Source organism: Xanthobacter sp., assembly GCF_041911315.1.
GTDB classification, from domain to species: domain Bacteria; phylum Pseudomonadota; class Alphaproteobacteria; order Rhizobiales; family Xanthobacteraceae; genus Xanthobacter; species Xanthobacter aminoxidans.
Genome location: NZ_JAYRPE010000059.1, coordinates 55,312 through 67,468, shown reverse-complemented (window position 1 = coordinate 67,468; position 12,157 = coordinate 55,312). Strand labels below are relative to the sequence as shown.

General features: G+C 66.8%; 11 protein-coding genes. 10 read left to right on the top strand and 1 reads right to left on the bottom strand.

Features of this window, described 5'->3' with window-relative positions:
* Positions 1–15 precede the first annotated feature (15 nt).
* Entirely contained in the window at positions 16–741 is a 726-nt protein-coding gene (locus ACE3QW_RS17490; protein WP_374252838.1) for a response regulator, read from the bottom strand.
* A 277-nt stretch (positions 742–1,018) separates the two neighbouring features.
* Between ACE3QW_RS17490 and ACE3QW_RS17485 the strand changes: the two genes are divergently transcribed.
* From ACE3QW_RS17485 to ACE3QW_RS17440, 10 genes are all read left to right on the top strand, one after another.
* Positions 1,019–2,881, top strand: a complete 1,863-nt coding sequence (locus ACE3QW_RS17485) for a M3 family oligoendopeptidase (RefSeq protein WP_374252904.1) — start codon at positions 1,019–1,021, stop codon at positions 2,879–2,881.
* A gap of 92 nt (positions 2,882–2,973) precedes the next feature.
* On the top strand, positions 2,974–4,407 hold the full coding sequence (locus tag ACE3QW_RS17480) for a murein hydrolase activator EnvC (RefSeq protein WP_374252836.1): 1,434 nt from the start codon (positions 2,974–2,976) through the stop codon (positions 4,405–4,407).
* Complete coding sequence (locus tag ACE3QW_RS17475) at positions 4,404–5,753, top strand: S41 family peptidase (protein ID WP_029556138.1); 1,350 nt, start codon at positions 4,404–4,406, stop codon at positions 5,751–5,753. Before ACE3QW_RS17480 ends, ACE3QW_RS17475 begins: the two co-directional genes overlap by 4 nt.
* Positions 5,754–5,990: 237 nt before the next feature.
* Positions 5,991–6,800 (top strand): transporter substrate-binding domain-containing protein, encoded by an 810-nt coding sequence (locus tag ACE3QW_RS17470; RefSeq protein WP_374252834.1) that lies wholly within the window; start codon positions 5,991–5,993, stop codon positions 6,798–6,800.
* A 74-nt stretch (positions 6,801–6,874) separates the two neighbouring features.
* A complete protein-coding gene (locus ACE3QW_RS17465; protein WP_374252832.1) occupies positions 6,875–7,549 on the top strand; it encodes an amino acid ABC transporter permease in 675 nt (224 codons plus the stop codon).
* Positions 7,546–8,205: an amino acid ABC transporter permease gene (locus tag ACE3QW_RS17460; RefSeq protein ID WP_029556135.1), complete on the top strand. Its 660-nt coding sequence runs from the start codon at positions 7,546–7,548 to the stop codon at positions 8,203–8,205. Before ACE3QW_RS17465 ends, ACE3QW_RS17460 begins: the two co-directional genes overlap by 4 nt.
* Positions 8,183–8,908 carry an amino acid ABC transporter ATP-binding protein gene (locus ACE3QW_RS17455; protein WP_024276750.1) on the top strand — a complete coding sequence of 242 codons (726 nt, stop codon included), beginning with the start codon at positions 8,183–8,185 and terminating at the stop codon, positions 8,906–8,908. Before ACE3QW_RS17460 ends, ACE3QW_RS17455 begins: the two co-directional genes overlap by 23 nt.
* 236 nt (positions 8,909–9,144) lie before the next feature.
* Entirely contained in the window at positions 9,145–9,699 is a 555-nt protein-coding gene (locus ACE3QW_RS17450; RefSeq protein ID WP_347881300.1) for a F0F1 ATP synthase subunit delta, read from the top strand.
* The gene (gene atpA, locus ACE3QW_RS17445; RefSeq protein WP_250165366.1) at positions 9,699–11,231 is read left to right on the top strand and encodes a F0F1 ATP synthase subunit alpha; all 1,533 of its coding nucleotides are present in this window, start codon (positions 9,699–9,701) and stop codon (positions 11,229–11,231) included. Before ACE3QW_RS17450 ends, atpA begins: the two co-directional genes overlap by 1 nt.
* Positions 11,232–11,267: 36 nt before the next feature.
* Positions 11,268–12,143, top strand: a complete 876-nt coding sequence (locus ACE3QW_RS17440; RefSeq protein WP_029556132.1) for a F0F1 ATP synthase subunit gamma — start codon at positions 11,268–11,270, stop codon at positions 12,141–12,143.
* The last annotated feature ends 14 nt before the right edge of the window (positions 12,144–12,157 follow it).

Below are 12,157 nucleotides of genomic sequence, written 5' to 3'. Positions count from 1 at the left end.
GTTTGTGGTGTCTTGTCACTCGGCTGCAACAAATTGTGCCGCCGACGGTTCCATCTGATGGTTGGTCTCTACCTCTGTCTCGCCCAGCTCGGCGAGCTTGCGGTAGAGCGTCGAGCGGCCGATGCCGAGACGGCGCGCCACCTCGGCCATCCGCCCGCCATAGAGATGGCAAGCGAAACGGATGGCTTCGGCCTCGATCTGGTCCAGTCTGCGGGTGTGGCCGGAGGCATCGAGCCGGGCAAACGCGGTACCGATCATCTCTTCCGTCCCACGCTCTGGGCGAGCCTGAGTCGCGGCCGAGGGGAAGGCGATCACATTGTCCTGAGCGACGGGCGTGGGAGCCCGTAGCGGGGCGGGGCGGCTGCCCGAAGCAGCCCGCGCGAGGGCTACTGCATTGCCGAGTGCCACCTCCAGGCGCAGCGCGCCGGCGGGCTTCACGACGAAATCGCGCGCGCCGGCGCGGATGGCGCCGCCGGCCGCATCGAGGCCGGCCGGGGTCACCTGAACCACGACCGGGGTCTCGTTGCCGCCTGCCGCGAGGGCGGACAGCACGCCTATGCCGTCGAGGCCGGGCAGCACGAGATCGAGCAGCACCGCGTCGAATTGCTCGGCCGCAAGACGGGCGAGAGCCGCGTCGCCGTCATGGGCGATGGTGCAGCGGTAGCCCATTCGGGTGAGCGCCTGTTCGAGGCGGCGCGCCTCGTCGGAATCGTCTTCGACGATCAGAAGGGAAGAAGACATGGAAGGGCGGGCGACTCGGTCGGGTGAGATTCGTCCCCGACATTGGGCGGCGATGGTTAAGAACCCCTCACCCTGATGCCGTACGCTCTCCCGCGGTCCGACCGCGCCCTTGCCGACCGCGCCTTCGCCGACCCGGCTTGCGGCGCGGGGCCATTGCGGCGATTTTGTCCGCCACGATCGAGTGCAAGAGCGGGTGCGGCCCAAACGGACCGCGCCGCCCGTTTCCGGAGGTTCCATGCCGCACACTCTTCCGCACGCCATTGCCCGCGTTTCGGCGATGCCCGTTCGTTCGCACGATTTCGAAAGCGCCTTTTCCGCCGCCCGTCACGCCGCCCAGACCGCCGTCGCCTCCGCCGCAGCCACCGAGACGCTGCCGGAATGGAACCTCACCGACCTCTATGCCGCCATGGACGCGCCGGAGCTGGCGGCGGACATCGCCAAGGCCGATGCCGAGTGCACCGCGTTCGAGGAGGCCTACAAGGGCAAGCTCGCCGCCATGCTCGCCGCGCCCGGCGCCGGTGCGGCGCTGGCCGAGGCGGTGAAGCGCTACGAGGCGGTGGACGACCTCCTCGGCCGCATCGCCTCCTATGGCAGCCTCATCTATGCCGGTGACACCTCGGACCCGGCCCGCGCCAAGTTCTACGGCGACATCCAGGAGAAGCTGACCGATTCGTCCACGCACCTCCTGTTCTTCACGCTGGAGCTGAACCGCCTCGACGATGCGGCGCTGGAAGCCGCCATGGCCGATCCGGCGCTCGGTTACTACCGGCCGTGGATCGAGGACCTGCGGAAGGACAAGCCCTATCAGCTCGACGACAAGATCGAGCAGCTGTTCCACGAGAAGTCGAGCCCCTCGCGCAGCGCCTGGAGCCGGCTGTTCGACGAGACGATCTCCTCGCTGCGGTTCAACGTGGACGGGCAGGAGCTCGCCATCGAGCCGACGCTGAACCTGATGCAGGACCCCAAGGAGGAGGTGCGCCGCACCGCCGGCCTCGCCTTGGCCGATACCTTCTCGAAGAATTTGCGCCTGTTCACCCTCGTCACCAACACGCTGGCGAAGGACAAGGAGATTTCCGACCGCTGGCGCGGCTTCCCCGATGTCGCCTCCTCCCGCCACCTCGCCAACCGGGTGGAAAAGGAGGTGGTGGATGCCATGGTCTCGTCCATCCGCGAGGCCTATCCGCGCCTCTCGCACCGCTATTACGCGCTGAAGGCCCGCTGGTTCGGCAAGGACAAGCTGGAGTTCTGGGACCGCAACGCGCCTCTGCCCAAGGTGGAGAGCCGCGACATCGGCTGGGGCGAGGCGAAGGACACGGTGCTCACCGCCTACGGCAACTTCTCGCCGAAGATGGCCGACATCGCCCGCACCTTCTTCGACAAGTCCTGGATCGACGCGCCCGTCCGCCCCGGCAAGTCGCCCGGCGCCTTCGCCCATCCCACTGTGCCGTCCGCCCACCCCTACGTGCTTCTCAACTACCAGGGCAAGCCGCGGGACGTGATGACGCTCGCCCATGAGCTGGGCCACGGCGTCCACCAGGTGCTCGCTGCACGCCAGGGCGCGCTGATGGCGCCCACCCCGCTGACGCTGGCGGAAACCGCCTCGGTGTTCGGGGAGATGCTGACCTTCCGCAAGCTGCTGGATTCGGCGGAGAATCCGCGGATGCGCAAGATCATGCTCGCCCAGAAGGTGGAGGACATGATCAACACGGTGGTCCGCCAGACCGCCTTCTACACCTTCGAGCGCAACGTCCATTCCGAGCGCCGCCAGGGCGAGCTGACCTCCGAGAAGATCGGCGAGATCTGGATGCAGGTGCAGAGCGAGAGCCTCGGCCCGGCCATCCATCTGGGCGCGGGCTACGAGACCTTCTGGACCTACATCCCGCACTTCATCCACTCGCCCTTCTACGTCTACGCCTATGCCTTCGGCGACTGCCTCGTGAACTCGCTCTATGCGGTCTACGAGAAGGCTTCCGACGGCTTCGCGGAGCGGTATCTGGAAATGCTGGCCGCCGGCGGCACCAAGCACCATGCGGAGCTGCTCGCCCCGTTCGGCCTTGATGCCCGCGATCCGGCCTTCTGGCAGACCGGCCTCAACCTCATCGACCGCATGATCTCCGAGCTGGAGAGCATGGAGGGCTGAGCAGACCCGGGCCTTGCGCGCCGCCTGAGAAAGCCGCTTGCGGACGCCTTGGGCTTTACCGATCCTCAACCCTGTTCGTTGAGGATCGGTTCATGAAGCCGCGGTCGGTCCTGATCCTCCTGACGCTGGCCGCGACCCTCCTGGTCGCGGCCCCGTGGCTGCGTGTTCCGCTGGCCCTCGTTTCCCAGGCTCTCGTTTCCCGGGCCTTGGCCCAGCCGGGCGCGCCCCCACCGGCGGTGCCGCTGCCGCCGCCCGTCCCCAACCGCACCGGCATCGACACCGATGCGCTGAAGGCCGACGTGAAGGGCTCCGAGGAGGCCCAGCGCAAGCTCCGCGCCGACCTCGAAGCGGCGAAGGGCGATCGCGGCCGCCTCAACCAGATGCTGCTCGACACGGCCGCCCGCACCCGCGCGGTGGAGCAGCAGCTCATCAATGTGGAAGGCCGCATCGCCCAGCTGGACCGCTCCGCCGCAGACCTCAACACCTCCCTCGGCAAGCGCCGGGGCGTCCTCGCCCAGGTGCTGGCGGCCCTGATGCGCATGGGGCGCGAGCCGCCACCCGCCATCCTCATGCGCCCGGACGATGCGCTGGACGCGGTGCGCTCGGCCATCCTGCTTGGCGCCCTCCTGCCGGAACTAAGAGTAGAGGCGGAGACATTGGCCTCCGACCTGTCCGAGCTGTCCCGCGTGCGTACGGAGCTGGCGTCCGCTCGCGACAGCCTGACCAGCCTGCGCGCTGACCTCGACGAGGACAGCCGCCGCCTTGCCGTGCTGGTGGGCGAGCGCCAGAAGCGGCAGGCGGAGGAGCACCCGGTCGCTTCCGCCGACAAGGCGCAGGCGGAAAGCGTCGCCAAGGCCACCGGGGACGTGCACGATCTCGTGACGAGGCTGGAGAACGAGGTTGGACCTTCCGCAAGGGCAGCTGACGCCGCGCAGGCGGTGACGCGCCCGCAGGAACCCGGGCGGCCCGACCTGACCGCGCTCAAGGACCCGGCGCGCCTGACGCCGGCCATCGCTTTCCCGCAGGCCAAAGGCTTGCTGCCGCTTCCGGTGGCTGGCGTGACGCTGCGGAATTTCGGGGCGGCGGACGGGGTGGGAGGTACCGAGAAGGGCATCACCATCGCCACCCGCGCCGGTGCCCCGGTGAGCGCGCCGGCCGACGGCTGGGTGGTCTACGCGGGACCCTTCCGCAGCTATGGCCAACTCTTGATTATCAACGCGGGCGGTGGCTACCATATTCTGATGGCAGGCATGGAACGGATCACCGTGGACCTCGGCCAGTTCGTCCTCGCGGGCGAGCCGGTGGGGGTCATGGGGGGCCTGTCCCGTACCGTGGCCAATACGGTGCAGCGCGGTCCGGGGGGCATCGGTCCCGGGGGGAGTGGCGCATCCGCCCAAAACGGCTCACCGTCGCCCGCAACGGCCACGGGACAGCCCCAATTGTATGTCGAGTTCCGAAAAGACGGGCTCTCGATCGACCCCACGCCATGGTGGGCGGCAACGGACAGTCAGAAGGTACGTGGATAATGCGTCGGACGTCTCTCTTTCTATTTGGCGTGGCGGCTGGCGCCCTCGTGGCGGTTGCAGCGGTCCAGCCACGGCTGATCCTCGGGACCGCGGCAGAGGCCGCGTCGTCCGATACCTACAAGCAGCTCAATCTGTTCGGCGACGTCTTCGAGCGCGTGCGCTCCGACTATGTCGAGAAGCCCGATGACGCCAAGCTGATCGAGGCGGCCATCAACGGCATGCTGCAGTCGCTTGATCCGCACTCCTCCTACATGGACGCGAAGAATCACCGCGACATGCAGGTGCAGACCCGCGGCGAGTTCGGCGGGCTCGGCATCGAGGTCATCATGGAAGACGGCCTGGTGAAGGTCGTCACCCCCATGGAGGGCACCCCCGCGGCCAAGGCCGGCGTGCTCTCCGGCGACCTCATCGCCAAGCTCGACGGCGACCAGGTTCAAGGCATGACCCTGAACGAGGCGGTGGACAAGATGCGTGGGCCGGTCAACACGCCCATCACGCTCACCATCCTGCGCAAGGGCGCGGAGAAGCCCATCGAAGTGAAGCTGGTGCGCGACACCATCAAGCTTCAGACGGTGCGCTCCCGCGTCGAGGCGGATGACATCGCCTATATCCGCATCAATTCCTTCACCAACGAGCAGACCTTCGAGACCCTGAAGAAGGCCATCGACGACCTGACCGCGAAGATCGGCCCGGACAAGATCAAGGGCTACATCATCGACCTGCGCAACAACCCCGGCGGCCTGCTCGATCAGGCGGTGGCGGTGTCCGACGCGTTCCTGGAGCGGGGCGAGATCGTCTCCACCCGCGGCCGCAACCCGGAAGAGACGCAGCGCTTCAACGCCCGCGGCGGCGACCTCACCAAGGGCAAGCCTGTCATCGTGATGGTGAACGGCGGCTCCGCCTCGGCCTCCGAGATCGTCGCCGGCGCGCTGCAGGATCACAAGCGGGCGACGATCCTGGGCTCGCGCACCTTCGGCAAGGCCTCGGTGCAGACCATCATCCCGCTCGGCCAGCAGGGCGCCCTGCGGCTCACCACGGCGCGCTACTACACGCCGTCGGGCCGCTCCATCCAGGCCAAGGGCATCGAGCCCGATATCGTCCTGGTGCAGGACCTGCCGGACGAGATGAAGCAGAAGCTGGGCGTCTCCACGGACTCCACCCGTGGCGAAGCCTCGCTGAAGGGCCACCTCAAGAACGGCGACGACGAGCAGACCGGCTCGCCCTCCTATGTGCCGCCGGACCCGAAGGACGACACCCAGCTGAAGCTCGCCGTCGAGCTGATGAAGGGCACCGTGAAGAACGCCGCCTTCCCGGCGACGCCAAACAAGTCCTCGCAGGCCAATTGATGCCCTGACGGAAGCTGAACGGCGCGCCGTTCGGCATCTGCTTAGACTTTAGGCAAATGCCCCGTCCGAATGCTCGGGCGGGGCATTTTTCGTTTTAGGGCACTGGCGGCGACCCGCCGCCATCAAGGGTTGGTCCGATCGCGCCGCTCGCGGCGGTATTGTATGCACGCTGGCATACCGCTTGCTCCTCAGGGGTGGATGGCGCGATCGCGCCGCCCACGGAGTTTCGGTCCCGCCATGCAGGCAACCCGCAGATCTTTCCTCTCCCGGACCCTGGCCGGCGCCGCCCTCGGCAGCGCGATGGTCCTCGGCCTTGCCGCTGCCCCCGCGCATGCGGAAGCCCTTGATGACATCCTCAAGGCCGGCGTCATCAAGATCGCCGTGCCGCAGGACTTCCCGCCGTTCGGTTCGGTGGGCACCGACCTCAAGCCCGTGGGCTACGACATCGACGTCGCCAACCTCATCGCCAAGGGCCTCGGTGTGAAGGCCGAGCTGGTGCCGGTGTCGAGCGCCAACCGCATCCCCTACCTCCAGACCAAGAAGGTCGACCTCGTCATCTCCAGCCTGGGCAAGAACCCCGACCGCGAGAAGGTGATCGATTTCTCGGTGGCCTACGCGCCCTTCTTCAACGGCATCTTCGGCCCCGCCGACGTGAAGGTGGAGAAGGTGGAGGACATCGCCGGCATGACCGTCGGCGTCACCCGTGGCTCGGTGGAGGATCTGGAGCTGACCAAGGTCGCCCCGCCCACCGCCGACATCAAGCGCTACGAGGACAACAACTCCACCATCTCGGCCTTCCTCTCCGGCCAGGTGAAGGTGGTGGCGACCGGCAACGTGGTGGCCGCCGCCATCCTCGCCCGCAACCCGCCGAAGAAGCCCACCGTGAAGGTGCTGATCAAGAACTCGCCCTGCTACGTCGGCCTGAACAAGGACGAGCCGAAGCTGCTGGAGAAGGTCAACGCCATTCTCGCCGCGGCCAAGGCCGACGGCGCGCTGGAGAAGATTTCCGAGAAGTGGCTCGGCGCCCCGCTGCCGAAGGACCTCTGAGGACGCCGCTCCCTGTCCGGTGACGGGGCAGGGAGCGATCCACGGGCATTGCGCCATCGGGGGACCAGCCGGACATGGCCTACAGTTTCGATTTCTCATCCCTGGCCGATTACGGGCCGGTGCTGGCGAAGGGTGTCGCCATCACCGTGGAGCTGATCGTGGTCGGCGGTGCCCTCGGCGTCGGGCTCGGCATCGCCTGCGCCTGGGCGAAGGCGCTGGGGCCGCGCTGGCTCCGGCCCATCGTCTCGGCCTATGTGGAGCTGATCCGCAACACGCCGTTCCTGATCCAGCTGTTCTTCATCTTCTTCGGCCTGCCGGCGGTCGGCGTGGGGCTCACCGAGATGCAGGCGGCCATCCTCGCCATGGTCATCAATCTCGGCGCCTATGCCTGCGAGATCATCCGCGCCGGTATCGAGGCGACGCCGCGCGGCCAGTTCGAGGCCGGTGCCAGCCTCGCCATGAGCCCCATCCAGACCTTCCGCCACGTGGTGCTGGTGCCGGCACTGCAAAAAATCTGGCCGGCGCTGACCTCGCAGATCGTCATCGTCATGTTCGGCTCGGCGGTGTGCTCGCAGATCTCGGTGGAGGAGCTGACGTTCGCCGCAAACTTCATCCAGTCGCGGACCTTCCGCGCCTTCGAGTCCTACATCGTCGCCACCGTCCTCTACCTCCTGCTGGCGGTGCTGCTGCGCCAGGTCATGCGGGGGCTCGGGCTGTTTCTCTTTCCGCGCCGGAGGAAGACGACATGACCCAATTCTCCACCTGGGACATCGTCTCCAACCTGCTTCTGGCGGCACGCTGGACCGTGCTGCTCTCCATCCTCGCCTTCATCGGCGGCGGCGCGGTGGGGCTCGTGGTGCTCTACTGCCGCATCGCCCGCAAACCGTGGTTGCAGCGGGCCGCCAATCTCTACATCGAGCTGTTTCAGGGCACTCCGCTGCTGATGCAGCTGTTCCTCATCTTCTTCGGCCTGCCGCTGATGGGTCTCGACGTCTCGCCCTGGGCGGCGGCCTTCGTCTCGCTGACCCTGTGGACCTCCGCCTTCCTCGCCGAGATCTGGCGCGGCTGCGTCGAATCGATCCCGAAGGGGCAGTGGGAGGCCTCCTCGTCGCTGGCCATGAGCTTCTTCGAGCAGTTGCGCTACGTGGTGCTGCCCCAGGCCCTGCGCATCGCCGTGCCGCCCACGGTGGGCTTCTCGGTGCAGGTGGTGAAGGGGACGGCACTGACCTCCATCATCGGCTTCGTGGAACTCTCCAAGGCCGCCACCATCATCACCAACGCCACGTTCGAGCCGTTCACCGTCTACGGCTTCGCCGCCCTCATCTATTTCGTGCTGTGCTGGCCTCTGTCGAAGAGCAGCCAGCTTCTCGAAAGGAAGCTGAATGTCGCTCATCACCATCACTGAGGTCCGCAAGAGCTTCGGCCAGAACGAGGTCCTGAAGGGAATCAACCTCGATGTGGCGGCCGGCGAGGTGATCGCCATCATCGGCAAGTCGGGCTCGGGCAAATCGACCCTTCTGCGCTGCATCAACGGGCTTGAGACCATCAACGACGGTTCCATCACCGTCGCCGGCGCCCAGCTGGCGCCGGACGAGGTGCATCTGCGTGCGCTCCGGCTGAAGGTCGGGATGATCTTCCAGGGCTTCAACCTGTTTCCCCACCTCACCGCCGGGCGCAACGTGATGCTCTCGCCCATGGTGGTGAAGAAGGTGTCGCAGAAGGAGGCCGAGGCCGAGGCGCGGGTGCGGTTGGAGCAGGTGGGCCTCGCCCACAAGTTCGACGCCTATCCCGACGAGCTGTCCGGCGGCCAGCAACAGCGCGTCGCCATCGCCCGCGCCCTGGCCATGAAGCCGCTGGCGCTGCTGTGCGATGAGATCACCTCCGCCCTCGACCCCGAACTCGTCAACGAGGTGCTGGCGGTGGTGAAGAAGCTGGCCGAGGAGGGCATGACCCTCCTCATGGTCACGCACGAGATGCGCTTCGCACGGGAAGTGTGTGACCGGGTGGTGTTCATGCACCAGGGGCGGGTGCATGAGATCGGTCCGCCGGAAGAAGTATTTGCGAATCCTCAAACGGCGGAGCTCAGGCAGTTTCTCGGCCAAAGCTGAGGCCGCTGTGGGCGTTGCGTTACGGTCAAGCCTGTCGCGGTGCGGCAATGCGGCCTATGCGCCATCCTCCCGTCATGTTGCCGCCTTGATCTGCCTGTGTTAGGCACTCCGGGATTTCGAGGGACGGGTTAAGCCCCCTCGCGAGGTCGCACAATTATATTCCCAACAGATCAAGGGCTTGGGGAGAGGTGACGCAAGGTGCGTGACCGGCCCTGGAAGTCCGAGAGAGGTGCGGGGTGGCGGATACGATCGTGTCAGGCATGGCGGGGCGCTATGCGACCGCGCTGTTCGAACTGGCGAGCGAGGCCGGCGCCGTCGATTCCGTTAAGGCGGATCTCGATCGCCTGTCGGCTCTGATTGCTGAAAACGCGGATCTGGCGCGGCTGGTGAAAAGCCCGGTCTTTTCGGCCGAGGAGCAGCTGAAGGCCATCTCCGCGGTTCTTGGTCAGGTGGGCATTTCCGGCCTGGCCGGAAATTTCGTGAAGCTGGTGGCGCAGAACCGCCGCCTGTTCGCGCTGCCCAGGATGATTTCCGACTATGCCGCCCTCGTGGCCGCCCAGCGCGGTGAGACGACGGCGGAAGTGACGGTGGCTGCTCCCCTGAGCGACACCCACTTCGCCGCGCTCAAGGACGCGTTGGCGCAGCAGACGGGTAAGGACGTGAACCTCGACGTCACCGTCGATCCGTCCATCCTCGGTGGTCTCATCGTGAAGCTCGGCTCCCGCATGGTCGACGCCTCGCTCAAGACCAAACTCAATTCTATCCGGCATGCGATGAAAGAGGTCCGCTGATGGACATTCGAGCCGCTGAAATCTCCGCCATCCTCAAGGAGCAGATCCAGGGCTTCGGCCAGGAGGCTGAAGTCTCCGAGGTCGGCCAGGTCCTCTCCGTCGGTGACGGCATCGCCCGCGTCTACGGCCTCGACAACGTCCAGGCCGGCGAGATGGTCGAGTTCGAGAACGGCACGCGCGGCATGGCGCTGAACCTCGAAATCGACAACGTCGGTATCGTGATCTTCGGTTCGGACCGCGAGATCAAGGAAGGCCAGACCGTCAAGCGGACCGGCGCCATCGTGGACGCCCCGGTCGGCAAGGGCCTGCTCGGCCGCGTCGTGGATGCCCTCGGCAACCCGATCGACGGCAAGGGCCCGATCATGTTCACCGAGCGTCGCCGCGTCGACGTGAAGGCGCCGGGCATCATCCCGCGCAAGTCGGTGCATGAGCCCATGCAGACCGGCCTCAAGGCCATCGACGCGCTGATCCCGATCGGCCGCGGCCAGCGCGAGCTGATCATCGGCGATCGCCAGACCGGCAAGACCGCCGTGGCGCTCGACGCCATCCTGAACCAGAAGCCCCTGAACGCCGGCGACGCCCCCGAGAGCCAGAAGCTCTACTGCGTCTACGTCGCGGTGGGCCAGAAGCGCTCCACCGTCGCGCAGTTCGTGAAGGTGCTCGAGGAGCAGGGCGCGCTCGAATATTCGGTCGTCGTCGCCGCCACCGCCTCGGACGCCGCGCCGATGCAGTTCCTGGCGCCGTTCACCGGCACCGCCATGGGCGAGTATTTCCGTGACAACGGCATGCACGCGCTCATCATCCACGACGACCTGTCCAAGCAGGCCGTGGCCTACCGCCAGATGTCGCTGCTGCTGCGCCGCCCGCCGGGCCGCGAAGCCTATCCCGGCGACGTGTTCTACCTGCACTCCCGCCTGCTGGAGCGCGCGGCCAAGCTGAACGACGCCCACGGCGCCGGCTCGCTCACCGCCCTCCCGGTCATCGAGACCCAGGCGAACGACGTGTCGGCCTACATCCCGACCAACGTCATCTCGATCACCGACGGCCAGATCTTCCTTGAGTCCGACCTGTTCTACCAGGGCATCCGCCCGGCGGTGAACGTCGGCCTCTCGGTGTCGCGCGTGGGCTCCTCGGCCCAGATCAAGGCGATGAAGCAGGTCGCCGGCAAGATCAAGGGCGAGCTCGCCCAGTATCGTGAGCTCGCGGCCTTCGCCCAGTTCGGCTCGGACCTCGACGCCTCCACCCAGAAGCTGCTCAACCGCGGCGCCCGCCTGACCGAGCTTCTGAAGCAGAGCCAGTTCGCGCCGCTGAAGGTCGAGGAGCAGGTGGCGGTGATCTACGCCGGCACCAACGGCTATCTCGACCCGCTGCCGGTCTCCAAGGTCCGCGAGTTCGAGCAGGGCCTGCTCCTGGCGCTGCGCTCGCAGCATCCGGAGATCCTGGAGGCCATCCGCACGTCCAAGGAACTGTCCAAGGACACGGCCGAGAAGCTGACGAAGGCCCTCGACGCCTTTGCCAAGAGCTTTGCCTGAACGGCGCCTGTTCCTCGAACCTGACGGACGGGCACGATGGCGAGCCTGAAAGACCTACGAAACCGCATCGCCTCGGTGAAGGCGACGCAGAAGATCACCAAGGCGATGCAGATGGTCGCCGCGGCGAAGCTGCGTCGCGCCCAGATGGCGGCGGAAGCGGCCCGTCCCTATGCCGAGCGCATGGAGACGGTGCTGGGCAATCTCGCCGCCGGGATCATCGGCGGCGGGCAGGCGCCCGTCCTCATCGCCGGCACCGGCTCCGACCAGAAGCAGCTGCTCCTGGTCGCGACCGGCGAGCGCGGCCTGTGCGGCGCCTTCAATACCTCCATCGTCCGGCTCGCCCGCGAGCGGGCGCAGCAGCTGCTCGGCGAAGGCAAGGACGTCAAGTTCTTCTGCATCGGCCGCAAGGGCTATGACCAGCTGCGCCGGATCTATCCCGACCGCATCATCGAGCTGGTGGACCTGCGCTCGGTGCGGACGCTCAGCTTCAAGGATGCCGACGCCATTGCGTCGAAGATCCTTTCGCTGCTCGACCAGGGTGCGTTCGACGTGTGCACGCTCTTCTACGCCCAGTTCAAGAGCGTGATCTCGCAGGTGCCGACCGCCCAGCAGATCATCCCCGCCACCTTCGAGGCGCGGGACGCGGATGCGGCCGGTCCGGTCTATGAATACGAGCCGGCCGAGGAAGACATCCTCGCCGACCTCCTGCCCCGCAACATCGCGGTGCAGATCTTCCGCGCCCTCCTGGAAAACCAGGCGTCGTTCTACGGCTCGCAGATGAGCGCCATGGACAACGCGACGCGGAATGCGGGCGACATGATCAAGAAGCAGACGCTGATCTACAACCGGACGCGTCAGGCCATGATCACGAAGGAACTCATCGAAATCATCTCCGGCGCCGAAGCGCTCTGACCACGGCCTGGACG